This is a genomic window from Paenibacillus sp. GSMTC-2017 (genome assembly GCF_016019935.1).
Classification (GTDB): Bacteria; Bacillota; Bacilli; order Paenibacillales; family Paenibacillaceae; genus Pristimantibacillus.
On sequence record NZ_JAECMT010000008.1, the window covers coordinates 1 to 26,002 of the forward strand.

Consider the following 26,002-nt stretch of genomic DNA (forward strand, 5'->3'; position numbering starts at 1 on the left):
GCTTTACGATCCGAAAACCTTCATCACTCACGCGGCGTTGCTCCGTCAGACTTTCGTCCATTGCGGAAGATTCCCTACTGCTGCCTCCCGTAGGAGTCTGGGCCGTGTCTCAGTCCCAGTGTGGCCGATCACCCTCTCAGGTCGGCTACGCATCGTCGCCTTGGTGAGCCGTTACCTCACCAACTAGCTAATGCGCCGCAGGTCCATCTATAAGTGACAGATTGCTCCGTCTTTCCCGATTCRGCCATGCGACCAAATCGTGTATCCGGTATTAGCATTCGTTTCCGAATGTTATCCCAGTCTTATAGGCAGGTTACCTACGTGTTACTCACCCGTCCGCCGCTAACCATCAGAAGTGCAAGCACTTCATCAAGTCCGCTCGACTTGCATGTATTAGGCACGCCGCCAGCGTTCGTCCTGAGCCAGGATCAAACTCTCCAAATTGGTGTTTGACTTGCTCATTACTTTATATTGCTTTTTCATTACATCCGTTAGGATGAATGAGGCAGTTTCGCTCGTTGTTCAGTTTTCAAAGAACAATCTTTTCTTTCATGTCAACCGTTTGTCTCAGCGGCGACTTAGATAATATATCACAGGTGCCTAGAGGAATGCAAGTACTATTTTAAAGTTATATTAAAATAGTTATCAATTAGCGTTTTCAAATATTACTCTTCATATAATACATACAAATCTTGATACTAGAATCTATCCAATAACTTTTCATTACAAGTCCATATACTTTGCTATCAATACAACTAAATAGAGCTATTATTACAAAGTTTCTAGACAAACTAGTGTTTTTCGCATCTTAAGATGCGCTGCCACTTCTTTTTAATATGCAAACAAAAAGCCCGCCATTGGGCGAGCTCTATCTTTATAAATAATATATTAGTACTCTTTAGCTGTTGTATACTTGCTGACATCTTTTAGCATATCCATTTTCTTATTGCCTTTCTTAAAACCAGCATCAACGGTTGTATCGATTGTCACCCATTTACCATTAAGATAAACTTCATTCCATGCGTGATATACATCCACATATTCTGAATCTCCCATTACAAGCTTCGTTGGTACATCCAGACTACGTAGCATCGCTGCAAATAGTGCAGAGTAGCCGTAGCAGATATCTTTTTTATCCGTAAGTGTACGATCGATACTTGGCAAGTAGTCCGTGGATACCGATGCAGCTAGCTTATCATCATATGCAATATTAGTTACGATGTAATTATAAACAGCCTTAACTTTCTCTTCATCTGTTTTTTTATTTGCAGTAAGTTCTTGCGCCTTTGCAATTGCTTTGTTCGAGCTTGTCCAGCTAACATTTTGTACTGAATTCAAGTAAACAACTTTCTCATCATTCAGATTTAGTTCGACTGTTTCTTGTTTCACAACTTTATACGATTTGCCCGATACGTTTTCAAGCATCATTACTTTATATTCTCCATTGCCTAGTTGTAACGGAAACTGTTCCTTCCCCTTACCAGCAACCAAGTTATATGTATAGTTTTCTGTTCCTTTTGCAATTCTTACCTTTGTTTTCACATTTGCTTTAACATCGAAGTTTATAGTAACAATACCATTCGAAAGCTTTGAAACGTCTAACCATTCTGTTGCTTCGCTAGCTTCTACTGCTACTACGTTTACCGACGTGAACAATACAAATATCGCTACTAGCATAAGTACATACTTACGCATAAAAAAAACTCCCTTCGGTGGCCAGGCTGCCATCTTGTTAGAAGGCCCTTTAGCTTTGCGTCCCTACCTTTCGATAGGTTTGCCGTTATCGTGTAAAGTTTTTGGGTGTTCATTATAGACCTATTATTTGTTCAATAAAGACCTAATAAAAACAAAAAAAGCATATCCATTCGGTAGCTGGCTGCCATCTTGTTAGAAGGCCCTGTAGTTTTGCGTCCCTACCTTTCGATAGGTTTGCCGTTATCGTGTATTGCTTATATAGTTCAATACTACCACATTTGTCCAGTATTGCAATACTAGATTTAAGATTATTTTGGAAGATTACTAGACTATTTAATCTCTCTTGTCGAAATCAGTTCCGTTCTTTATATGAGACAAAAAAAGAAGCAGAGAGTCTAGTGACTCAATGCTTCTTTATAGAACTTAGGCATTTGTTGTTGATGACTTTCTTCTGAGCAAAATACCACCCGTTATAAGTGCCATCAATCCTACTAAATAGAACGGCAATGCGCTAGCTTCACCTGTTTTAGGCAATGTTCCAAGTGGAACTTCTTGATCTTCAACTTGTTCCATTTCACTTGCCGTTGCAGTTTCATCCGCAGGATCAACTGAACCTTGTGGTGTTTCATTCTCTTCAACTTCAACAATTTCTGTAGTTTCTGTTTCTTCAGTCACTTCTTCAGCTGGAACTTCTACTGATTCATCAACCCCACCAAGAGGAGTTTCTGTTTCCTCTACTTCAATAATTGTATCTTCAGTAGGGGATGGTGTTGGTGTTTCTACTGGTGATGTTGGTGTTGGTGTTTCTACTGGTGTTGACACTGGTGTTTCTATTGGTGTTGTTGGTGTAGATTCCGGTGTTGGCACTGGTGTTGGTTCCGGTGTCGGCACTGGCGTTGGTTCCGGTGTCGGCGCTGGCGTTGGTGCTGGTGTCGGCACTGGCGTTGGTTCCGGTGTCGGCACTGGCGTTGGTTCCGGTGTYGGCACTGGYGTTGGTTCCGGTGTYGGCACTGGYGTTGGTTCCGGTGTCGGCACTGGCGTTGGTTCCGGTGTTGGCACTGGCGTTGGTTCCGGTGTCGGCACTGGCGTTGGTTCCGGTGTCGGCACTGGCGTTGGTTCCGGTGTCGGCACTGGCGTTGGTTCCGGTGTTGGCACTGGYGTTGGTTCCGGTGTCGGCACTGGCGTTGGTTCCGGTGTCGGCGCTGGCGTTGGTGCTGGTGTCGGCACTGGCGTTGGTTCCGGTGTCGGCACTGGCGTTGGTTCCGGTGTCGGCACTGGCGTTGGTTCCGGTGTCGGCGCTGGCGTTGGTGCTGGTGTCGGCACTGGCGTTGGTTCCGGTGTCGGCACTGGCGTTGGTGCTGGTGTCGGCACTGGCGTTGGTTCCGGTGTTGGCACTGGTGTTGGTTCCGGTGTCGGCACTGGCGTTGGTTCCGGTGTTGGCACTGGCGTTGGTTCCGGTGTCGGCACTGGCGTTGGTTCCGGTGTCGGCACTGGCGTTGGTTCCGGTGTCGGCACTGGCGTTGGTTCCGGTGTTGGCACTGGCGTTGGTTCCGGTGTTGGCGTTGGCACTGGTGGTGTTGGCGTTGGTTCCGGTGTTGGCACTGGCGTTGGTTCCGGTGTTGGCGTTGGCACTGGTGGTGTTGGCGTTGGTTCCGGTGTTGGCACTGGCGTTGGTTCCGGTGTTGGCGTTGGCACTGGTGGTGTTGGCGTTGGTGCTATTGATGGTGTTGGTTCCAGTGTCGGCCATGGTGTTGGTTCCGGTGTCGGCCATGGTGTCGGTGTCGGTGTCGCTGTTGGCTTCGGTGTCGCCGTTGGCGCCGGTGTTGCCGTTGGCTTCGGTGTTGCCGTTGGCTTCGGTGTTGCCGTTGGCTTCGGTGTTGCCGTTGGCTTCGGTGTTGGCTTTGGTGTTGGCTTTGGTGTCGGCTTTGGTGTCGGCTTTGGTGTCGGCTTTGGTGTCGGCTTTGGTGTTGGTTTCGGCTCTTCACAACGATCTTTGGATTTTTTCAATCCATCAAGATAAGCTGATCCAAATGATTCTGCACCCGAAATAACATAACCTGACCCCGCTGTCCAACTAATTACTTTTTTAGAGTTAACACCACTACCATTTAGGAAACTTCTTTCATTACTCCAAAAATCATAATCATCATCGTCATCGTCATCACACTCTTCGTCGTCATCATCATCTCTACCTTTACTAGAGCCATTCGAAGCGAACGCAGTCCCAACCATTGCGAACACTAATGAAAATGCTAGTAAAAATGAGAGAATAGATTTCAGCTTCATACTACTCGTCATTGTTCTTCTACCTCCATTTAAGATTACGTTCCTTCTATATGAAGAAACGTCTTTTCGTGGCAACAAAAAAGACTGCCACGAATTCTCTCATGGCAGTCGGACGATCATGGTATCGCTAAACACGATACTTTAGACTCCAGGCTTTGCGTCCCACCCTTTCAGATGGTTTGCTATTTACATGACTATAGTATTAATTACTGCTAAATCTTACTAGAAATCACTTCCTAAGGCCTAGTCTATTACGCATGACATTTAATGTCAACCATTTATTTCTAATAGAAATGTGTCGCAACTAATCGTATTATGTCGTACATCAGCAACCCCATCTTTTCAAACAAAAAAACCGCTTGGCTCAAGCCAAACGGTTTCATATTTATTCGCCTGAGCGATGATCGCGCATATGCGGGAAAAGTAGTACGTCACGAATCGAAGGTGCATTGGTTAACAACATAACCAAACGGTCAACACCAATTCCTAGTCCACCTGTTGGCGGCATACCATATTCAAGTGCGCGGATAAAGTCATCATCCATCTCATGAGCTTCGTCGTTGCCTTGTTCTTTTTCTGTCATCTGTGCTTCAAAACGCTCACGTTGGTCAATTGGATCGTTAAGCTCAGTAAACGCATTAGCATGCTCACGCGTCACGATAAATAGCTCAAATCGATCAGTGAAACGTGGATCAACATCATTTTTCTTAGCAAGCGGCGAAATCGCAACCGGGTGACCAGTAACGAACGTCGGCTGAATAAGTGTATGTTCACAACGTTCTTCGAAGAATGCATTCAAAATATGTCCAAACGTCATATGAGGATCAACAGGAATCTTATGCTCTTTCGCAAGTGCATGAGCCTCTTCATCACTCATTTGTACGCTAAAGTCTACACCTGTTATTTCTTTTACGATATCAACCATACTTACTCTACGCCACTGCGGCGTCAAGTCAACTTCATGCTCTTGGTACTTAATCTTCGTTGTACCGAGCACTTCTTGTGCGATATGGGCAACCAAATTTTCTGTTAGTGCCATAATGTCTTTGTAGTCAGCGTAAGCCTCATACAATTCAATCATCGTAAACTCCGGATTGTGGCGAGTCGACATTCCTTCATTACGATAAACGCGACCGATTTCATATACTTTCTCAAGACCACCAACGATCAGACGCTTCAAATGAAGCTCAATCGCAATACGCATGTATAACTGCATATCAAGCGCATTATGATGGGTAATGAACGGACGAGCAGCAGCACCGCCTGCAATAGTATGCAATGTCGGTGTTTCTACTTCTAGGTAACCGAGCGAGTCCAAGTAACGGCGCATCGATTGAATAATGCGTGAACGCAAAATAAAAGTTTGCTGAACGTCAGGGTTAACGATCAAATCCACATAACGCTGACGGTAACGCAATTCCACGTCTTTAAGACCATGATGCTTGTCCGGCAAAGGAAGAAGCGACTTCGTAAGTACATCAACATCTAACGCTTTTACGGAAACTTCCCCAGTGTTAGTCTTGAACACAACTCCCTGCACGCCAACAATATCTCCGATATCAAGTAGATCAAAGGCAGCAAACTTGTGCTCTTCTACCGTATCTTTACGTACATAGATTTGAATTCTACCAGATAGATCTTGAATATGAGCAAAGCCAGCTTTACCCATGCCGCGCTTCTGCATAATACGGCCAGCAATGCTTACTTTGTTTCCTTGTGCTTCAAGCTCTTCCTTGCTATGTCCCTCGTGCGCATCCAAAATAGCTTTGGCATTGTGTGAGCGCTCAAACTTTTGACCGAACGGATCTACACCAAGATTGCGAAGCTCATCAAGCTTATCTCTGCGAATTTGCAAAAGTTCACTTAGTTCTTGCTCGTTATTCTCCTGCTCATTGTTCTGATGATCCACTGTATTCATCTCCTTGATACTATCAATAAACGTTCAAAAAGCTTCCTGCAAGGAAGCTTTCGAAAACGTTAATAGCGTACCTTATTTTTTGATATCGATAATTTTATATTGAATAATGCCCGCAGGTACGTTCACTTCAACGATTGTGTTCTTTTTCTTGCCCAAAATCGCTTTACCAACGGGACTTTCGTTCGATATTTTATTTTGCAGTGGATCTGCTTCCGCAGTACCAACAATTGCATATTCCATTGTATCGCCGAATTCCATATCTTCAACCGTTACAATTGCACCTATGCTTACAATATCGATATCTATATCATCGTTATTAATTATTCGTGCGTTACGCAGCATCTTTTCAAGTGTAATCACTCGACCTTCAATAAATGCCTGCTCGTTTTTAGCATCCTCATATTCAGAGTTCTCACTAATATCGCCATAACCAATGGCCACTTTAATCCGCTCGGCCACTTCACGACGTTTGACCGACTTTAGATGCTCAAGCTCTTCTTCAAGTTTTTTTAACCCTTCTTGAGTCAGAATGATTTGCTTATCGATCATCTTTCCGATTCTCCTGTCGTGTGACTAATTTTCATACTATGTATGAATTCACTAATACATTATTATATTACGCAATATTACCATCATACCTGCCGCTGGCAGACGCAGATTTGCATCTTGTTGTTGGATTATATTGCACGATTATATTGCATGGTTTCACGATTGTCAATCAAAGCCAATGCAACCATTAAAACCATTTCGAATTGCTGGGCAAAAATAGAAACCTCGCAGGAAAGTGGTTAATAATAACGATCACCCTTTAACCGCTTGCGCACGTTTAATGAATAGCTTCCTCAATCGTCTCGTTCGAGGATGTTGTAGCGGATACTAAATCCAGCTCGGCTTCAGCTTCCAATGTTTCAATATAAGTTTGCAAGATCGCAACCATTCTGTCGCGTCCTGTTTCTTCCATAATGACATCTTTAACGCGTGCACCGCCTGGTAGCCCTTTCAGGTACCATGCTAGATGTTTCCGCATTTCACGTACTGCGACAGCTTCATTTTTGATAGCAATTAAACGATCTAAGTGTAGAATGGCTACTTCCATCTTCTCACGAGGAGTAGGGTCTCCTAGAAGTTCACCATTTTCTAAATATTGAATCGTCCGGTAGAGCATCCATGGGTTTCCGAGTGCTCCTCTGCCGATCATGACACCATCACAGCCCGTGTGATCGAGAAGCCTGCGAGCATCCTCAGGCGAGAATACATCTCCATTTCCAATAACGGGAATAGATACCGATTGTTTCACTTCTTTTATAATATCCCAGTTGGCCTTGCCGGTATACAATTGCTCTCTTGTGCGTCCATGAACACTAACGGCCTTGCCGCCTGCGCGCTCTACAGCTCGTGCGTTCTCTACAGCATAAATATGTTTGTCATCCCAGCCGATACGCATCTTAACCGTTACTGGTTTATCGACTGCATCGACAACTGCGGATACCATTTCATATATTTTATTTGGGTCTAGCAGCCAACGCGCCCCTGCGTCGCACTTCGTTACCTTAGGTACCGGACAGCCCATGTTAATGTCGATAATGTCAGCATTCGTTTGCTTGTCTACGACCTTTGCTGCCTCTACAAGTGATTCACGGTCGCCTCCGAAAATTTGCAAACTAAGCGGCTTCTCACGCTCGTCGACATACAACATCTCAAGCGTACGTTTGTTTCCATGCAGAATTGCTTTGTCGCTTACCATCTCTGCGCACACAAGCCCTGCTCCGAATTCCTTTGCAATAAGTCGAAAAGCCGGGTTACACACGCCTGCCATCGGCGCCAGTACTACTCTGTTTTTCATCTCGATGTCTCCGATTTTCAGCATGTATCTCCTTACTCCTCCTTTATTGTCATAAGTTCTTCATAACTAATTCCGAGTGTCTTTGCGATATGATTAAGAAGCTTAGGATCGTTTTTGCGTGTACCTCGCTCTAATGAACCTAGAACGGCTACTGAAACGCCTAGCTCCTTGGCCAATTCTTGTTGAGTATAACCTTTCAACTTTCGAAAGGCTCTGACGCGTTGCGCCAATTGATTGTTTTCCATAACGCGATGCCTTCCTTTCCACCCTGAAGCGCTGCTGCAGCAGTCGTTGCAATCCCTTCATGCAGTGGATGCGAATTCATTAACACATCATGCAAAGGGACAAGCACGAACGACCGCTCCATCATACGTGGATGCGGCAGCGTCAGTTCCTCTTGATCCATTCTGACATTATCGTATAGGAGAAGATCGAGGTCAATGGTTCTCGGTCCCCAACGTTCATGTCGAATTCTCCCGAGGCGCCCTTCAAAATCAAGCAAAGTATGAAGTAGCTTAAGTGGCTTTAGAGAAGTTGTTATCGCAATTACCATGTTCAGAAAAGCCGGTTGATCGGTATATCCTACAGGATCAGTTTCGTAAATACCCGATACTCGCAGGGCGCGAATGTCCGGGTCAGAATCTATGAGCTGGATTGCTTCGAGCAAAAGCTCCTCACGATCGCCTATATTAGAGCCAAGAGCTATATACGCCTCAGCTTTATGCTCGAATTGCCCTACCATCTGCATCCCGCTTTCTCCTGAGCTCTATCGTCACACCGTCAAAATGTATGTCGAACGGTGGATTTGGCTTTGTCACTCTAACAGTAACTTCATTTATCATAGTATAAGCTTCCAATACACGTGATGCAATGTGTCCCGTTAATGCTTCTATTAGTTTGAAAGGAGGTCCTTCAACGATTTCTTTCGTAAGAGCGTGTAGTTCTGCATAATTAATCGTTGCGTTTAAATCATCGGATTGAGCCGCTTTTTCCAAATCCATCTGCAAATCTAGATCGACATAAAACTTCTGTCCTAATCTATTCTCCTCGGGAAATACACCGTGATAACCGTAGAAGCGCATCCCTTTGACGATCATATGATCCATTATGTTTCCACTCCTTTATTGCTGAAAAGTTCGGCGTAAGGCTCACACGCGATAGAGGATCGCGTCCGCCATAAGGGCGGTCCGCTTAATCGCGCGGACATCGTGAACGCGCACGATTTGACAGCCGTGCGCGATTCCTAGGGTGACGGTCGCTGCCGTCCCCTCGACTAGCTCTTCTACCGGCAGATTAAGCGTCTGCCGGATGAATCGTTTGCGCGAGGTACCCAGAAGTACGGGGTAACCGAGCGCTGTCAATTCTGATAGACGACCGAGCATAGCGAGGTTGTCGTCGTGTGTTTTGGCGAAGCCGATGCCGGGATCAAGCCACACCCGGTCGTCTTGGACGCCGGCATCTTGAGCGATGCTGATGCTGCTTCGCAGGTCGGCGAGCACTTCCGGGACGAGGTCGTTGTAGTCCCGGGTATGGCGGTTATGGCTGATGATGACGGGACAGCCATATTCGGCCGCTACTGCGGCCATGTCGGGGTCACCCCTCAGACCCCATATGTCATTGATGATATGTGCGCCTGCTTCTAAGGCATGGCGCGCAGTTGCTGCTTTATACGTGTCGATAGATAGCGCCACGTGAGGTAGTGCTTCGCGAACGGCTGTAATAACTGGCAGCACGCGTTTTAGCTCCTCTTCGGGACTTACAGCCTCGAAGCCCGGTCTGGTCGACTCTCCGCCGATATCTAAGATGTCGGCTCCCGCTTCTACCATTTCAATCGCATGCTGCACAGCACGCTCTACGCTCATATAACGTCCACCGTCTGAGAAGGAATCCGGTGTCGCGTTAAGAATACCCATAATGAGTGTCCGCTTCCCTAGTTCCAGCTTTACGCCATCTCCTAGCTCATAGGATCTTTGCCAAAAAGTTGGTTTTATGTTCATAAATGATGGCTCCTCTCTTTACGCTCTACTATGCCCTCTATGGCACACAATTAACGAGTTGTATCCGCTCTGTATAACGATAGTAGCTTTCTTGTCACTTCCCCAGCCTTGCCGTCACTAATAATCGTTTGCTGGAATGTTGTGTCCGTTAGTGTCGTAATCGGGACCAATTCCTGAATCGAATTAGTCATCCATATTTCTTCACTCCTGAGTAGAGTTTCCCACGGGTACAATCCTTCCTCAGTGCGATATCCTGCATCCGCAGCAAGTTCCAACACTCTTTGCCTAGTTACACCTGGCAATATTCCTGTATCTATAGATGGTGTACGTACAACACCATCGCTCACAAAAAACAAATTGCTTACGATACCTTCTGTCAGCCATCCTGCTTCCGTCAGCATCAAACCTTCTGCACCAGCCATTGGTGCAATATACCCATTATTTCCAGTTACTATATCGGAAAGTCCAAGAAGTTCCCGCTTAGCTAATGTATTGTTCATATAATGAAGTGATTTGAAACGAATAGAACCTTCAGGCGTATTCCGTTTAATATGAAGAAGACGAAGCTCCCGTCCTTGAAAATGAACATCGTCTTGAACGACAGGTAGCTCCTTAACAAGAAGCAGTGAGGTAGGATGTTCATAATCACCAGTAGGTAAACCTAGCGCTGCCTCTCCTGCACTTACCGTCAAGCGTACATAGCCATCGGGCAAACCATTTTCCTCAAGTAATCGCGCTACCCAATCCTCTATCTCAGAAACACTCATACTAAATTCAATTCCAAGCTGAGCACAGCCAGATAACAATCTCTCCATATGCCTTTCTAACAAATAAGAGCGACCTCCGTAAGTGCGGAACGTTTCAAATAACCCCAGACCGTACAAAAAGCCGTGATCATATACTGAGATCACAGCTTCGCTAGATTCTACGATAGAACCATTAAGACCAACTTTCATTACAGTGTTCCTGTGCGATGACGTAAGAAGTTACGCAACATTGATAAACCATGATCTGTAATGATAGATTCAGGGTGGAATTGAACACCTTCTATTGCATATGTTTTATGACGAAGGCCCATAATTTCACCTTCTGCTGTCTCCGCACTTATCTCAAGACAATCAGGTAAAGTCTCTCTGCGAACGATCAATGAATGATAGCGAGTAGCAGTAAAAGGAGATTCCAAACCTTCAAAAATCGACTTGCCATCATGCAAAATCGGTGATGTCTTACCGTGCATCAACTTCTCAGCTCGCACAACTTCACCACCGAAAGCTTGTCCAATAGACTGATGTCCTAGACAGACCCCGAGAATCGGAATTTCTCCCTTGAAACGTTCAATCAGCGACAAGCTGATTCCCGCTTCATTTGGAGAACACGGTCCTGGTGAAATCAAAATATGGTCTGGCGCTAATTGCTCGATACCAGCCAAATCGATTTCGTCATTTCTTTTTACAACGATATCTTCACCAAGCTCGCCCAAATATTGAACCAAATTGTACGTAAACGAATCATAATTATCGATTACAAGTATCATATCCCGCACCCCTTTTTCTATAGCTTATAAGTAGGTGAAACGTATACTTCTTCCTATAGCGACCTTCTGAAAGCTACTCTTTACTTTACTGAATTTACTTCCGAAAAACGCTCGCTATATTGGATAGCTTTCCAAAGCGCCTTCGCCTTACTCAAAGACTCGCTATACTCTCGCTCAGGATCGGAATCGATGACAATACCTGCACCTGCTTGAATATGAACTTGCCCATCCCTTACAGTCATCGTTCTAATAATTATATTAAATTCCATATCGCCATTATAGTCAATCCACCCAAGCGATCCTGTATAGGCACCTCTACGGACGGGCTCGAGCTCTTCGATAATCTCCATCGTGCGAATCTTCGGTGCACCTGTGATTGTACCTCCAGGGAACGTAGCCGCGATAACATCATACGCGTCCTTGCCTCCTGCAAGCTCACCCTCCACTTGGGAAACAAGATGCATGACATGGGAATAGTTCTCTATTACCATTAGCTCCTTCACCTCTACAGAACCATAGGTCGATATTCTGCCTAAGTCATTACGCTCCAGATCGACCAGCATAATATGCTCTGCGCGTTCCTTCTCATTCGTACGCAGCTCATCAGCAAAGCGCTGATCCTCTTCCTCGGTACGTCCCCTTCTCCTTGTTCCAGCAATAGGACGTGTAATTAAACGGCCATTAGACAGCTCTACAAGCAGCTCTGGAGAAGCAGATACGAGCTGGAAATCTGGACAACGCAGGAAACCCATATATGGAGAAGGGTTAACTAGTCTCAACCATTCATACAATTCTTCAGGTGTTGTTGTAAGCTCACGAGCTTGACGTTGTGATAAATTCACTTGGAATACATCACCTTGTCCAATATAGTTCTGAATCGTTCGTACCGCATCCATATACATCTCTCGTGAAGTTGGTGACGTTATACCACTGATGGTCTCCACATCTATATGTAGCGAGTCCTTTTCCATAAGTGATAGCCTGCTCGCCTTAAGCTTATCCGCACTCGCGCGTGCTCTGTCATCCTCAAACCATGTCAGCCAGTAGTCAGACATTCCTTCAAGCCTCGATAAAGCCTGCTCATAAACTGATCTTAGCTCATCATCCGAAGCATCCTTTGCAACTGGGCTATGAACGACACAATATACGACAGATTTCGTGTGATCGACAATCCATAGTTCATTCATCCTTAAAAACAGATAGTCCGGTAATCCTGTATCGTCCGCCGCTAACTCAGGAAGACGCTCAATTGTACGAATAATGTCGTAACTCCAAAAGCCCACACAACCACCTAACCACTTAGGACCATCTTTGTCATGAAGTCTTGGCCCATAACCATCGCTCATCCAAGTACGGACAACATCAAGTGGCTTACCTTGCCACTTCTTCCTAGCAGGAGACTGCTCTTCAAGTGGTTGGAATGAAACCGACTCTGCCTCCATACCTTTACCGCTAATAATACTTTCAGGATGAATGCCCAAATAAGTAAACCGTCCATCCTTACCACTCTCTAGTACAAAAGCATGCGGGGACGCATCTTGCCATACTTCTTCCCATGAAGTGATGTTCCCACCCGCTTCAACCTGAAGAGGCAGTTCCTTTATGAGGGGAAGCGTCGTATATTTTCCTTCTGCACGCCACTGAACCCACTCTTCCCATGTGGTGATCATCACATTCAACTCCGTTCATCTTACTTATTTCGCTCAGTATACAGAATCGTACAGCAAAAGAAAAGCGCCCCCCATTCAACAGAATGGAAGGCCCCTCGTAGCGAGCGATAGCGCTCGATTATGACATATATATTAGTTCTCGAAGTTAAATAGTGGCGTACTTAGATAACGTTCACCGTTACTTGGAACGATAGCAACAACGCGTTTGCCTTTACCAAGCTCTTTAGCTACTTTAAGTGCTGCACTAATTGCTGCCCCGGAAGAAATTCCGCACAGGATGCCTTCTTCTTTCGCTGCACGACGAGCATACTCAAATGCTTCTTCGTTTTCAATAGTAATTACACCATCATAGATTTCACGGTTCAAAATATCAGGAACAAAGTTTGCGCCGATACCTTGAATTTTATGTGGACCTGGGTTACCGCCTGATAGTAACGGGGAAGCAGCAGGCTCAACTGCATATATTTTGATACCTTCGAAGTTTGCTTTAAGCACTTCGCCAGCACCAGAGATTGTACCGCCAGTACCGATACCTGCGATAAATGCATCTAGCTTGCCGTCTAAGGAGTTAATTGCTTCTACAATTTCAGGTCCAGTCGTTTCACGGTGAACTTTCACATTCGCTTGGTTTTTGAACTGTTGCGGCATGAAGTATGAGGAGTTTTCTGCTACAAGTTCCTCCGCTTTACGTACTGCACCGTTCATTCCTTCGGAACCTGGTGTAAGAACTAGCTCAGCACCATAAGCACGAAGCAAGTTACGACGCTCAACGCTCATCGTCTCAGGCATAACAAGAATAGCTTTGTACCCTTTTGCTGCAGCTACTAACGCAAGCCCGATGCCTGTGTTACCGCTTGTAGGCTCAACAAGAGTGTCGCCCGGTTTAATAATTCCTTCTTGCTCCGCAACTTCGACCATGCTGATCGCGATGCGGTCTTTTACACTTGCACCTGGATTTTGGTATTCAAGTTTAACATAGATTTCCGCGCTATCCTCAGGCACGAGACGGTTCAAACGAACGAGTGGCGTATCGCCAATTAGTTCAGTAACGCTTTGTACAATTTTTGCCATGAAGTGGAAAGCCTCCTTATTCCGACTAAAATAGTTGGTTTTGACTAATTCCATCTTATCAATGTCATGCTTCCGTTGTCAATAGATACTTTCTATTTCCTGTAAACTCTAATTGAATTATTCAATAGGAAAAAAGGTCGTATCGTCTACTTCAAAATGACTGCTCCATAACGCTCCAGCAGTTCATCCTCAAGCTCTGGAAGCGGCCTCGCTTGCTCAAGGGCAAGCTTCTTGCGTACAGCATTAAATAAATGAGTTCCTGACAAGCCTGAATTCATCTTGCGGCCTACTAATTGTATAATAGCGAAGCCCTGCTCTACCTCAATTGGACCTTCTATCTCCCCAATGGACATCTCGCCCGCTGTGTCTAGCATCTGTTTATTATAGAAAGGATCATCCGCTTCAATCATGCCTAAATCCCCGCCATCCTCTGCCGTAAACTCATCTTGCGAGTAGTTTCTTGCAAGATCAGCGAATTCTTCACCCTGTTGCAACTTATCCAAAATAGATTCCGCTTGAGTTTTTGTGCCCGTCACAATCCATTGCAGATGAAGCTGCAGATTGGGTTCAAATTGCTCAGGATTTGATGTTATGTATCGCTCTACATCATCGTCGGCAATCGGAATGTTGCGAGTAGCTATCTTCTCCATTAGAAGTCGATAGCGCATCTCGTCCATCACTTGTTTCTTCGTAAGACCTAGATGCTCCTTCATCACGATGAAAAATCGTTCTTCGCTATCATAGCCTTCTAATGTAGTTGCAAGCTCCCGATTAAGTTCCTCTTCGGAAACTTCAATTTTTGTAGCCTCAACCTCGACATCTATCGCAAGACGAACCATCATTACTCTGAGCATGTTATTTCCATATTGCTTGTACAATTGTTCTGAAAGCTGTGCCCTCGTAATAGATTGACCATTTACCGTAGCAACTACCTCAGCCCCTCGCTCAGGATCTGCCCATGTATCCCCATCCGAGTGTGGATCTTTGCCACCTTCTTGATGACGGGGAGGATCAAGCTTATCGTTCCGCTCGTCTCCCTTTGTATTCGATTCCGGCCACACCTTCACTAGCACCATGCCCGTCAGAGCAATCATGCAGACAGCTTGAAGGATGACGACCACCTTCAGCACCTCGTATCTCTTCATCGCATGAACTGCCTTTCGATTATTGGATCGGCTTTGGTTTCGCTTGATCTAGCAGCAGCTCAAGCTGCGGCCGTTCAAACGTATACTTCTCATTGCAGAAGTGACATACAACCTCCGCTTGCCCTTCTTCTTTTATAATTTGTTCTAGTTCGTGCTGTCCCAGACTAATTAATGTAGTCTCGACTCTTTCAGAAGAACATTGGCATTTAAAAACCAAATCCATCTTATCGTGGATGACCAAATCCGTGTCACCTACTACAAAGCGAAGTAGATCTTCTGGAGTATGTCCTTGGTCTAATAGTGAGGTAACTTGCGGCATTGCTGCGATAGCCTGCTCAAGTCTTGTAATTTCTGCATCGGTTAGTCCAGGCATAAGCTGCACAATAAATCCACCTGCGTGTCTAACCGAATTATCCGGGTCTACAAGTACACCAGCCCCGATCGCTGAAGGAGTCTGTTCGGATACGGCAAAGTAATACGTAAAATCTTCGCAAAGCTCTCCAGATATAATAGGAACGCTTCCTTTGTAAGGCTCTTTCATTCCTAGATCTTTTGTCACATAGATATAACCACTTGTGCCGACAGCGCCAGCAACATCAAGCTTACCGTGCACGTTGCTCCCATGATGAGCTTGCGGGTGATCTACATATCCGCGCACTTCTCCGTACGAATTCGCATCCACAACAACCGCACCAATAGGGCCATCGCCTTTCACTTGAATCGTCAGTTTCTCTTGTCCCTTGAGCATAGCCCCCATCATTGCCGCTACTGTGAGCGTGCGGCCTAGCGCTGCTGATGCAGTCGGGAACGTATCATGCCGCTGGCGCAACTCCTCTACAAGGTTCGTCGTACGTGCTGCGAATACTCGTATCTTGCCATCCCATGCTGTTCCTCGCACTAGCACATCCTTTAACTGCTCTTTCATTATTGCCCCTCCTGATTGCGTTCATATATAATACGCAGACCTTCAAGAGTCAGTAATGGATCAACTTCCTGAATAGTTTCCGATTCCGCCGCGATCAGTTCAGCTAGTCCACCAGTCGCAATGACGCGCGGCGTAACACTAAACTCAGCGCGAATGCGATTTACAATACCATCAACTTGTCCTGCATAGCCGAAAATAATACCTGCTTGCATCGACGTAACTGGATTACGTCCAATAACACTTTTAGGTCGGGTAAGCTCGATCCTCGGCAATTTAGCAGCCCTCTGATACAAAGCCTCTGTCGAAATGCCAATACCCGGCACAATTGCTCCACCTAAATAACTGCCGTTCGGATCGATATAATCAAACGTTGTTGCCGTACCGAAATCGACAACAATTAGCGGTGTTCCATACTTTTCGATACCCGCTACTGAATTGACGATGCGATCTGCTCCAACTTCTCTAGGGTTCTCATATCTAATATTAAGACCTGTCTTAACGCCTGGCCCAACTACTAGTGGCGCCTTACGAACATATTTTAAGCAAAGTTGCTCCAATGTCCGCATAAGCGGCGGCACTACAGAGGAAATAATAACGCCTTCGATTTGATCCATACGTACACCTGCGTAATGGAACAGGTTGTGAATATTCATCCCGTATTCATCAACGGTTGCAGAACGATTTGTGCTCAGACGCCAATGGTGCAGCAGCTCCTTGCCTCGATAGATACCGAGTACAATGTTCGTATTGCCGACATCGATGACAAAGATCATACCGAGTAGCCACCTTTCTTTTCATTCAGGTCGAGACTAATGTCCAGTGCCTGGAATGAGTAAGTAAGTGCACCAACTGAAATGACATCTACTCCACAAGCTGCAATGCCGTGAATCGTCTCTAGCGATACCCCGCCGGAAGCTTCAATAATTGTCTGTGGGGACCGTCCTTTAATGAAAGTGACTGCTTCCGTCATTAAATCATTGGTCATATTGTCCAGCATTATGATATCTGCGCCGCAGTCCAATGCTTCCGTAACTTCAGCAATCGACTCCGTTTCCACTTCGATTTTCATCGTGTGCGGAATTTGCTTTCTTGAGGCAGTAACTGCAGCTGTTATACCGCCCGCACCTTTAATATGATTGTCTTTAATCATAACAGCATCATAGAGTCCAAAGCGATGATTAGAACCTCCGCCTACGCGCACAGCATACTTCTCAAGCATTCTGTGACCTGGCGTTGTTTTGCGTGTATCAACTAAACGTACAGGTAGTCCTTGCAAAGCTTGTACAAAAGCATTCGTCTTTGTGGCGATACCGGACAAACGCTGCATTATATTAAGCGCTAGCCGTTCACCAGTAAGCAAACTATGTGTACTTCCTTCTACTTCTATAATAACCGTTCCTTTAACGACCGAATCACCATCTTGAACGAATGACTGGAATACTAATGTCGGATCAACCACATCAAACACCAGCTTTGCAACCGGTATACCTGCAATAATGCCAGATTCTTTCATATGAATGACTGCTTTAGAACGAGAATTCGCCGGAATTGTCGTTTCCGTCGTAATATCGCCGCTTCCAATATCTTCAGCAAGCCAGCCTTGAATTTGATTTCGCAAGGCAGCGTCATATCCGCCTGTCGTCCATTCAAACATTTTCTATTCGCTCCTCGGTAATTCCTTGTATCCGGTGCAATACCGTATGTTTCCTTGAACCCTCATCATCACGTAAAGGGAAATCTTCCCGATAATGTGCCCCTCGGCTCTCTTCTCTTTGCAATGCCGCTTCCGTAGTTAACAGTGCACATGTGAGCAAATTCGCGAACTCAAACTCCTCACGGTGTGAAAGAATGGTTTGGAACAGAGGAAGCTGTCGCTTCAATTCCTCAAGTCCCTTGCTGAGACCTGCCTCGTTACGACGAAGCCCGACATAACGAACCATAATCTTTTGAAGTTTCAACCGTCTTTCAACGACAGCTTGAATGGAGATGCTGTTACGTTCCAATTCATTTTCGATCATTGGCTGCTTTTCAAGATTTGAAAGCTCATTAATTCTTTTTACAATACGGTGACCGAATACAACTGCCTCTGATAACGAATTGCTCGCAAGCCGATTGGCTCCATGGACGCCCGTAGAAGATACTTCACCGCATGCGAATAACCTCTTAATGTTTGTCTCACCATGTAGATCAGTCTTCACGCCACCCATCATATAATGCATTGCAGGTGCTACTGGAATCCAATCTGATGTTAGATCAAGTCCATAGCGCAAACAATATTCATATATAGTAGGAAAACGATGTTTTACCATATCTGCAGATTCATGCGTAATGTCGATGTAGACAAACGTTGACTTCGTTTCTTCCATCTCACTAACAATAGCACGTGCAACGATATCTCGAGGCGCAAGTTCTGCCTGCTCATGGTATTTGTCCATAAACCGTTCACCCTTAATATTACGAAGCACTGCTCCTTCTCCTCGAACAGCCTCAGAAATCAGAAACCGTGGTGCTCCTGGGTAGCAAAGAGAAGTTGGGTGGAATTGAATAAACTCTACATCCTGTATGTAAGCGCCCGCGCGGTATGCCATCGCAATACCGTCGCCAGTCGCAACTTCTGGGTTTGTTGTATAGCGATATAGTTGACCTGCGCCACCTGAACATAATATGGTAGCTTTTCCTCTTACAAATAACCGTTCACCGCTTGGCTTCTGTACGATTGCACCACAACATTCGCCATCCTCTGTTACTAGGTCTATTACAAAATGATCATCCCACACTTCGATCTTCGGATTGGCCATCGCATTTTCGGATAAAGCTCGTACGATTTCGAAACCTGTTGCATCACCATTAGCATGCAAAATACGCCTTTGGCTATGCGCACCTTCTTTCGTTAACGCAAACTCGCCATTTTCCAAATCAAATTGTGTTCCCATATGAATAAGGCTTTGCACACCTTGAGGACCCTCATGTACCAACACATCTACCGCTTCGCTCGAACATAATCCTGCACCAGCAATTAGAGTATCTTGGCTATGATAAGCAGGTGAATCCTCATCCGATATAACCGCAGCAATACCACCTTGCGCATAACGAGTGTTGCTTTCCATTAGCGATTTTTTCGTAATCATGAGTACGGAATTGTTTTCACTTGCCCGAATAGCGGTAAAAAGACCGGCAATGCCGGCCCCTATAACGATTACATCTTTATCTAGCACAGGAAGCTTGCTTAGCTCCACATCGATTAAATATCTAGGAATCATACCGGCTCCTCCAGCTCCAACTCATCTTTGGCAATAGCAGTAGCGCATACTACTTTACAAGTAGCATACGCTCTAATGACAAACGAGCTTTGTCAGCAACTGCAGGTGGTACGTAGATCTGCGGCTGCATCGTCTCTAAACATTTTACAAGCTTCTTCAAATTGTTAACCTTCATATTAGGACATACCAAATATTTCGATGCAAAATGGAATGTCTTATTCGGGCTATCAAGACGAAGCTGATAACCTGTTCCATCCTCTGTACCTACAATAAACTCTTGGCAATCGGAGTCTTTGCAATATTTTAAAATAGCTGTCGTGCTACCGACAAAGTCGCCTAATTCCACTACTTCAGGACGGCACTCCGGATGAACAACAAATTGTGCATTCGGGTACTTTGCTTTCATCTCTTCTACATCTTTGACGGTCAGCATATCATGAGTGTTGCAATAGCCTTCCCAGATGATCATTTTTTTGTCTGTGTTTTGCTGAACGTAGTGTCCGAGGTTTTTGTCTGGCACCCAAATCACTTCGTCGCCTTCCACCGAATTAACAACTTTCACCGCATTGGCTGATGTACAGCAAATATCTGTCTCTGCCTTAATCTCTGCAGAGGAGTTGATATAAGTAACAACCTTGGCGTTCGGATACTGAGCTTTAAGTTTGCGTAAGCCATCCACATTAACCATATCTGCCATTGGGCAACCTGCACGCTCATCAGGAATAATAACTGTTTTGTTCGGAGCCAAAATCTTCGCACTTTCGCCCATAAAATGAACGCCGCAAAATACGATAACTTCTGCATCCGTCTCCGCAGCCTTCTGTGCGAGCAAGAAAGAATCCCCCCGGAAATCCGCTACTTCCTGAATTTCATCACGCTGATAATAATGAGCAAGAATGATAGCATTACGCTCTTTCTTTAATTGCATCAGCCGTTCACGCAGCTCACGGTTTTGTTCCGCCTTGCGTTCCAGTGCCAGTGCTTCCACGATAGATCCTCTCCTCTTATGAGGGATGGGGGCTTGAGCTCCCATTCCGTATTACGGCAATAACAACTTTGTGAAATGATGCACAATCTATGAAAGTCGCTTACCTATAGTTTAAACCAAAAGGGATAAATTCATTTGATTAAGATTTAATTTACACGTGGTAGATGGGTCTGTCAATGGATGAGTCCTCATTTTATAGAAAAGAAGCCCACCATCGTAATGGCGGGCCTTTTCATCGTTCATTGTTGATATTACGTCGACTTTATTGCACCTCTATTATTACCCATTCGGTAAGTTTAATTGCCAAGTTACGCCGAATGAATCGGAAACCCAGCCGAACTTACGACTGAATGGATATGCACCCAAAGGCATCAACACCGAACCATTGGCACTTAACCTTTCATAGAGACGATCAACCTCTTCTTCCGACTCACAATTGACGAACAAGGAAATGGAAGGAGTGAATGTGAAGGCATGTTTCACATGACTATCTATACACATATAGGTCTGGCCTTTTAAGGAAAAGGTCGCTTGAATGACTGTACCCTCAGCTCCAGGGCCTTCCGGTCCATACCTTGAGATGCTCAAAATTTCTGAGTTCTCAAATAGTGTGACATAGAAGTTCATTGCCTCTTCGGCTTTCCCCTCGAACATAAGGAATGTATGAATGTTACCCATCGAATTCCCTCCCATCATATTCGTGAATAGAGATTAACGTCTAGCTGGATCGTAAGGTTGACCTAGCGCTGCTGGTGCATGACTACGTCCGACAGCTGCAGCGAGTACAATTAGTGTAAGCAGGTAAGGCAACATATAGAAAATTTCTGTTGGTATTTGCTTGGAGAATTCGAACAGTTGTGCAAAGTTACGGATCGCTTGAGCGAAACCGAAGAACAAAGCAGCACCCGCAAGCCCAAGCGGATTCCATTTACCAAAGATTAGAGCGGCAAGCGCGATAAAACCTTGGCCTGAAATCGTATTATGCGCAAAACTGCTAGTTGTAGTCAGTGTAATTGTTGCACCGCCAAGACCAGCAAGCGCACCACTTAGCATAACACCAATGTAACGATATTTCGCAACGCTAATACCAACCGTATCCGCAGAGCTTGGGTGTTCGCCCACTGCACGAAGACGAAGACCAAATGGCGTCTTGAACAGGACGAAGAAGCTTACGAATACAAGAATGATTGCGATGAACGTTGTAGGGTAGGCACGGAACAAACCTTCTCCGATGATTGGAATCTCGGAAAGGAAAGGTATAGCTACCTTACTAAATACATCTTGTAATTGACTTGTTTGTGCCGAACCATCGTATAGGCTGCGTGTGAAATAGATCGCCACACCAAGCGCCAATATGTTGATCACGACACCAACGACGGTCTGATCTGATTTAAACGTAATCGTCGCGACCGCATGCAATAGCGAGAACAATACGCCATAGATGATGGCAGCTACCAATCCTACCCAAGGTGAACCAGCACCCATACCTGCTTGTGAAGCATAATCTGTTGCAACAGCAGCAGCGAAAGCACCTGATACCATTAGACCTTCAAGTCCAATGTTGACAACACCTGAACGCTCCGAGAACATACCGCCAAGAGCGGCGAAGATAAGCGCAGTAGCAAACACAAGCGTCGTATTAATTAACTGACCCATTATCTCCATGTTACGCCGCCTCCTTCCGCTTGTTCGAGCGTTTAACCATAAACGGCTTAATAATAAACTTCACGATACCATGTGCTGCAACGAAGAAGATTACGGAACCGATAACGATTCGTACGATTTCATTAGGCACGCCAGCGCCGAAGCTCATACCTGCCGAGCCATAGCTTAATCCACCGAATAGAGTAGCCGCTAGGAATACGCCAACTGGTGTATTTCCGCCGAGAAGCGCTACCGCTATACCGTCGAAACCGTAGCCCCATGATGAAGCCATAATCGTTTGATTACCGAACACACCTAGTACTTCAAAGACTCCGCCAAGTCCAGCGAATACACCGCTTATAAACATCGATTTCACAATCGTACGATTAACGTTCATACCTGCATAAAGGGCTGCATCTGAGTTATGACCTACAGCACGTAGCTCATAACCTTGTTTTGTGCGCCATAATAAAATGTAGAAGATGGAGATACATAGCATAGCTACGACAGTTCCCCAGTGCATTCTAGCTTTGTCCATAATGTCGATAAGCCAGTCGATGTTCATAAGCGCAGACTCATGAACGTTTCTCGACTTCTGTTGGCCTTTCTCAAGAAGAAACGTCGCTACAATATAGTTTGCCAAATATAGCGCAGTCCAGTTAAGCATAATGGAGGAAATAACTTCATTTACCCCGCGCTTAGCTTTCAAATAACCTACGATTCCAGCCCACAGACCTCCGAACAATGCTCCTGTTAAGACAGCAAGTGGCCCATGAATATACCATGGCAATTCAACTAATACACCAACAAGTGTAGCGCCAGTCATACCCATGATGAACTGACCTTCTACCCCAATATTAAATAATCCCGTCCGGAATGCGAATGCCACTGCAAGTCCCGTAAAAATAAGCGGGGTAATTGCACGTATCGTCTCTCCGATATCATAAGGGCTTCCGAAAATTTTATCTACTAGGGAACTGTAAGCTACAAGCGGGTTATAACCCCCTGCTAACATCGCAATTGCTCCCACGATAAGTCCAAGGAGGATCGATACGAGCGGAACAAGCAACGATGACTTGTTGAATATTTTTTTGATCATGTCCATATCCGCTAACTCCTTCCTTTACTTGCATTCGAATCACCTGAGCTATTACCTGCCATAAGCAGTCCAAGCTCTTCATCATTCCGATGATCCGCGTCAACTTCACCTACTAGTTTACCTTCATACATAACGGCAATTCGATCTGATAGAGCGAACAACTCATCTAGCTCGAAAGATATAAGCAAGATCGCTTTTCCTTCATTTCGTGCTTCCACTAAGCGCTTGTGCACGAACTCAATCGCACCAATGTCTAAGCCCCGAGTTGGTTGTACAGCAATTAGCAGATTTGGGTTCTTATACAGCTCACGAGCAATAATTGCTTTCTGCTGATTTCCTCCAGACAGTGCTCTTGCATGCGTTTGAATGCCCGATGTCCGTACATCAAATTCAGCAACGAGCTTGTCTGCAAGCTTGTCCATAGCCTTATAGTCAATTAGACCATAACGTCCAAACTCTGGTTTGAAGTAGATGTCAAGAATCATATTTTCGCTAAGCGCGAAATCAAGCACCAAACCATGTTTGTGGCGATCCTCTGGAATATGACCTACACCTGCGACTGAAACATCTCTTGGCGATTTATTCGTTATATCGGAGCCATTGAGCTTCACTGTACCGCCTTGCAGTTTAACCATACCTGTAATTGCGTGAATGAGCTCGCTTTGACCGTTGCCATCAACGCCCGCAATACCGAAAATTTCGCCAGCTCGCACATGGAATGTAGTACCGTTAAGCGCCAGCTTACTTTGATCACCCTTCATAAGAAGGTTGTTCACATCGAGTACAACCTCGCCTGGCTTGTTCTTCGTCTTTTCCACTTGGAAAGTAACATCGCGTCCTACCATCAATTCAGCAAGCTGACGTTCACTTGTCTCGCTCGTTTTAACTGTGCGAATAACTTTACCCCGACGGATAACGGTAACTGAATTCGATAATGCCATAACTTCTTTAAGCTTATGCGTAATAATAATGATGGACTTGCCTTCAGCAGCCAAATTACGAATAATTCCGATTAGTTCTTCGATCTCTTGCACGGTCAATACTGCTGTCGGCTCATCGAATATAACGATTTCAGCTCCACGATACAGCGTTTTCAAAATTTCTACTCGTTGCTGCATACCAACCGTAATATTTTGAATCCGCACCTGCGGATCTACTTTCAATCCATAACGCTCGGAAATATCTTTTACTTTCTTATTTGCGAGCTTGTAATCGATCGTCAGACCTTTTTTCGGTTCATTGCCGAGCACAATATTTTCTGCCACTGTGAATGGTTGTACGAGTTTGAAATGCTGATGCACCATCCCAATACCTAGATCAATTGCTTTCGACGCTCCGTCGATGACGGTTTGCTTGCCATTAATCCATATCTCGCCTTCATCAGGCTGATATAATCCAAACAAAATATTCATTAACGTGGACTTACCTGCACCATTCTCGCCAAGCAAGGCATGTACTTCACCTTTCTTAAGCTCAAAGTTGATGGAATCGTTTGCAACTAAACCTGGAAAGCGCTTTGTAATACCTTTCAGTTGTACTACTGCCCCGCTCTGATCCATGCTCTCATCATCTCCCGGGATCGACTTTTTGACTCTTCATACTCCAAACAGAAAACAGGACAAGACCGACAGATGCCGGTCTTGTCTCATGGTAATGGCCATCGTGCAATATCGTTTTTTAAAAGGGCTTAATTATTCAGCTGGAACTTTAATTTCTCCGTTTACGATCTTAGTTTTATATTCTTCAACTTGTTTCAAAATTTCTGGAGTAACGTTTTTAGTTGAAGTTTCAGCTAGACCTACAGCGTTATCTTTCAAACCAAGCTCCACTACAGTACCGCCAGCCCATTTGCCAGCGATCAAGTCTTTGGAAACTTTATGAACTGCTGTCTCTACGCCTTTAACCATGGAAGTCAACGTTACTTCATGTCCGAACTCAATGGATTGATCTTTATCTACGCCGATAACCCAAACGTTCTCGCCGTTTTTCTTGCGATCGCTTGCTTCGTTAAATACGCCGTTTCCTGTTCCACCAGAAGCGTGGAAGATAATGTCGATGCCGCTGTTGTACATTGTAGCTGCAGCACTTTTACCTTGGTCTGGCTTATCAAATGCGCCAGTATATACAACGTTTACATTGATATCAGGCTTAACAGCTTTAACGCCCGCTACGAAACCTTTTTCAAAACGTTTAATAACTGGAATATCCATGCCGCCTACGAAACCGATTTTGTCAGTTTTTGTCGTAAGAGCTGCTACTACACCAACCAAGAAGGAACCTTCATGCTCAGCAAATACAACCGAAGCTACGTTTGGAGCTTGTACTACTGCATCAATAACTGCAAGCTTAGCGTCTGGGTTTTCAGCTGCTAGCTTTGTAAGCGCATCCGTGAACAAGAAACCAATACCCCAAGTCAAGTTGAAACCTTCACGCACGAAGCTGTTAAGGTTAGGCTCCATATCTGCTTCGCCTTTACTTTCAAGGAACTTCGTTTCAGCACTAGTTTCAGCTGTTACTCTTTGCAAAGCCTCCCAAGCGCTTTGGTTAAAGGATTTATCGTTTACTCCGCCAACGTCAGTAACCATACCGATTTTAAATCCTTTGCCGGTTTCATCAGATACAACCTTCTCAGCCTCTTTTTTCTTGTCCCCTCCGCAGCCTGACAATACAAGAGTGATAGCTAAAACTAGCATGATCATTGTGCTCAATGTCTTTTTCATGCGTCGAACTCCCCTTCTATACTGGTTTGTGTAGTACTAACGAACTGTAGGGCAACGATACCTTTACAGTATTGCTGAACTAGGCCGCTATTATTTCATTATAGTGACAAAAAGTATTACGTCAATCAAATGATGTTAGATTCCCGTATGCGCTGTCATAATTTTTATGTGAGAAATTAGATAGTAGAAATAGCTGGAAAATATGGT

Annotated in this window: 24 protein-coding genes, 1 rRNA gene and 3 riboswitches; all 25 genes read right to left on the minus strand. The window is 45.0% G+C overall.

Annotated elements, in window-relative coordinates; genetic code table 11:
* Positions 1 to 444, minus strand: a 16S ribosomal RNA gene (locus I6N90_RS22995); the annotation flags it as partial.
* A 444-nt stretch (positions 445 to 888) separates the two neighbouring features.
* Positions 889 to 1,695: a transglutaminase-like domain-containing protein gene (locus tag I6N90_RS23000; RefSeq protein ID WP_197938121.1), complete on the minus strand. Its 807-nt coding sequence runs from the start codon at positions 1,693 to 1,695 to the stop codon at positions 889 to 891.
* 13 nt (positions 1,696 to 1,708) lie between these two features.
* Positions 1,709 to 1,789, minus strand: a riboswitch (cyclic di-GMP riboswitch).
* A 75-nt stretch (positions 1,790 to 1,864) separates the two neighbouring features.
* A riboswitch (cyclic di-GMP riboswitch) is annotated at positions 1,865 to 1,944 on the minus strand.
* 174 nt (positions 1,945 to 2,118) lie between these two features.
* On the minus strand, positions 2,119 to 3,993 hold the full coding sequence (locus I6N90_RS23005) for an LPXTG cell wall anchor domain-containing protein (protein ID WP_197938122.1): 1,875 nt from the start codon (positions 3,991 to 3,993) through the stop codon (positions 2,119 to 2,121).
* An 88-nt stretch (positions 3,994 to 4,081) separates the two neighbouring features.
* A riboswitch (cyclic di-GMP riboswitch) is annotated at positions 4,082 to 4,175 on the minus strand.
* Between the two features lie 191 nt (positions 4,176 to 4,366).
* Positions 4,367 to 5,890: a lysine--tRNA ligase gene (gene lysS / locus I6N90_RS23010; RefSeq protein WP_332262505.1), complete on the minus strand. Its 1,524-nt coding sequence runs from the start codon at positions 5,888 to 5,890 to the stop codon at positions 4,367 to 4,369.
* Between the two features lie 81 nt (positions 5,891 to 5,971).
* Entirely contained in the window at positions 5,972 to 6,448 is a 477-nt protein-coding gene (gene greA, locus I6N90_RS23015) for a transcription elongation factor GreA (protein ID WP_197938124.1), read from the minus strand.
* Positions 6,449 to 6,725: 277 nt separating this feature from the next.
* Positions 6,726 to 7,766: a tRNA dihydrouridine synthase DusB gene (gene dusB / locus I6N90_RS23020; RefSeq protein ID WP_197938126.1), complete on the minus strand. Its 1,041-nt coding sequence runs from the start codon at positions 7,764 to 7,766 to the stop codon at positions 6,726 to 6,728.
* An 8-nt stretch (positions 7,767 to 7,774) separates the two neighbouring features.
* On the minus strand, positions 7,775 to 7,987 hold the full coding sequence (locus I6N90_RS23025; RefSeq protein WP_197938128.1) for a helix-turn-helix domain-containing protein: 213 nt from the start codon (positions 7,985 to 7,987) through the stop codon (positions 7,775 to 7,777).
* Positions 7,939 to 8,484 (minus strand): 2-amino-4-hydroxy-6-hydroxymethyldihydropteridine diphosphokinase, encoded by a 546-nt coding sequence (folK, locus tag I6N90_RS23030; protein ID WP_197938237.1) that lies wholly within the window; start codon positions 8,482 to 8,484, stop codon positions 7,939 to 7,941. The genes I6N90_RS23025 and folK overlap by 49 nt, the downstream gene beginning before the upstream one ends.
* Positions 8,462 to 8,848 (minus strand): dihydroneopterin aldolase, encoded by a 387-nt coding sequence (folB, locus tag I6N90_RS23035; RefSeq protein WP_197938130.1) that lies wholly within the window; start codon positions 8,846 to 8,848, stop codon positions 8,462 to 8,464. Before folB ends, folK begins: the two co-directional genes overlap by 23 nt.
* Positions 8,849 to 8,890: 42 nt before the next feature.
* Positions 8,891 to 9,739 (minus strand): dihydropteroate synthase, encoded by an 849-nt coding sequence (gene folP, locus I6N90_RS23040; protein ID WP_197938131.1) that lies wholly within the window; start codon positions 9,737 to 9,739, stop codon positions 8,891 to 8,893.
* Positions 9,740 to 9,789: 50 nt separating this feature from the next.
* The gene (locus I6N90_RS23045; protein WP_197938132.1) at positions 9,790 to 10,695 is read right to left on the minus strand and encodes an aminotransferase class IV; all 906 of its coding nucleotides are present in this window, start codon (positions 10,693 to 10,695) and stop codon (positions 9,790 to 9,792) included.
* On the minus strand, positions 10,695 to 11,273 hold the full coding sequence (gene pabA / locus I6N90_RS23050) for an aminodeoxychorismate/anthranilate synthase component II (protein WP_197938133.1): 579 nt from the start codon (positions 11,271 to 11,273) through the stop codon (positions 10,695 to 10,697). The genes I6N90_RS23045 and pabA overlap by 1 nt, the downstream gene beginning before the upstream one ends.
* A gap of 80 nt (positions 11,274 to 11,353) precedes the next feature.
* Positions 11,354 to 12,943, minus strand: coding sequence for an anthranilate synthase component I family protein (locus tag I6N90_RS23055; RefSeq protein WP_197938134.1), 1,590 nt, complete (start codon positions 12,941 to 12,943; stop codon positions 11,354 to 11,356).
* A gap of 132 nt (positions 12,944 to 13,075) precedes the next feature.
* Positions 13,076 to 14,014 carry a cysteine synthase A gene (gene cysK / locus I6N90_RS23060; protein WP_197938135.1) on the minus strand — a complete coding sequence of 313 codons (939 nt, stop codon included), beginning with the start codon at positions 14,012 to 14,014 and terminating at the stop codon, positions 13,076 to 13,078.
* Positions 14,015 to 14,160: 146 nt separating this feature from the next.
* Positions 14,161 to 15,159: a peptidylprolyl isomerase gene (locus I6N90_RS23065; protein WP_197938136.1), complete on the minus strand. Its 999-nt coding sequence runs from the start codon at positions 15,157 to 15,159 to the stop codon at positions 14,161 to 14,163.
* A 19-nt stretch (positions 15,160 to 15,178) separates the two neighbouring features.
* Entirely contained in the window at positions 15,179 to 16,084 is a 906-nt protein-coding gene (gene hslO, locus I6N90_RS23070; RefSeq protein WP_197938137.1) for an Hsp33 family molecular chaperone HslO, read from the minus strand.
* Entirely contained in the window at positions 16,084 to 16,857 is a 774-nt protein-coding gene (locus I6N90_RS23075; protein WP_197938139.1) for a type III pantothenate kinase, read from the minus strand. Before I6N90_RS23075 ends, hslO begins: the two co-directional genes overlap by 1 nt.
* Positions 16,854 to 17,738, minus strand: coding sequence for a carboxylating nicotinate-nucleotide diphosphorylase (nadC, locus tag I6N90_RS23080; protein WP_197938141.1), 885 nt, complete (start codon positions 17,736 to 17,738; stop codon positions 16,854 to 16,856). The genes I6N90_RS23075 and nadC overlap by 4 nt, the downstream gene beginning before the upstream one ends.
* Complete coding sequence (nadB, locus tag I6N90_RS23085) at positions 17,731 to 19,344, minus strand: L-aspartate oxidase (protein WP_197938143.1); 1,614 nt, start codon at positions 19,342 to 19,344, stop codon at positions 17,731 to 17,733. Before nadB ends, nadC begins: the two co-directional genes overlap by 8 nt.
* A gap of 49 nt (positions 19,345 to 19,393) precedes the next feature.
* Positions 19,394 to 20,332, minus strand: coding sequence for a quinolinate synthase NadA (gene nadA / locus I6N90_RS23090; RefSeq protein WP_197938144.1), 939 nt, complete (start codon positions 20,330 to 20,332; stop codon positions 19,394 to 19,396).
* Between the two features lie 279 nt (positions 20,333 to 20,611).
* Positions 20,612 to 21,010 (minus strand): VOC family protein, encoded by a 399-nt coding sequence (locus tag I6N90_RS23095; RefSeq protein ID WP_232243287.1) that lies wholly within the window; start codon positions 21,008 to 21,010, stop codon positions 20,612 to 20,614.
* Positions 21,011 to 21,043: 33 nt separating this feature from the next.
* The gene (locus tag I6N90_RS23100; RefSeq protein WP_197938148.1) at positions 21,044 to 21,997 is read right to left on the minus strand and encodes an ABC transporter permease; all 954 of its coding nucleotides are present in this window, start codon (positions 21,995 to 21,997) and stop codon (positions 21,044 to 21,046) included.
* 1 nt (position 21,998) lies between these two features.
* Complete coding sequence (locus I6N90_RS23105; protein WP_269669553.1) at positions 21,999 to 23,081, minus strand: ABC transporter permease; 1,083 nt, start codon at positions 23,079 to 23,081, stop codon at positions 21,999 to 22,001.
* Positions 23,082 to 23,086: 5 nt separating this feature from the next.
* The gene (locus tag I6N90_RS23110) at positions 23,087 to 24,634 is read right to left on the minus strand and encodes an ABC transporter ATP-binding protein (protein ID WP_197938149.1); all 1,548 of its coding nucleotides are present in this window, start codon (positions 24,632 to 24,634) and stop codon (positions 23,087 to 23,089) included.
* 132 nt (positions 24,635 to 24,766) lie between these two features.
* Positions 24,767 to 25,795 carry a BMP family lipoprotein gene (locus I6N90_RS23115; RefSeq protein WP_197938150.1) on the minus strand — a complete coding sequence of 343 codons (1,029 nt, stop codon included), beginning with the start codon at positions 25,793 to 25,795 and terminating at the stop codon, positions 24,767 to 24,769.
* Between the last annotated feature and the right edge of the window lie 207 nt (positions 25,796 to 26,002).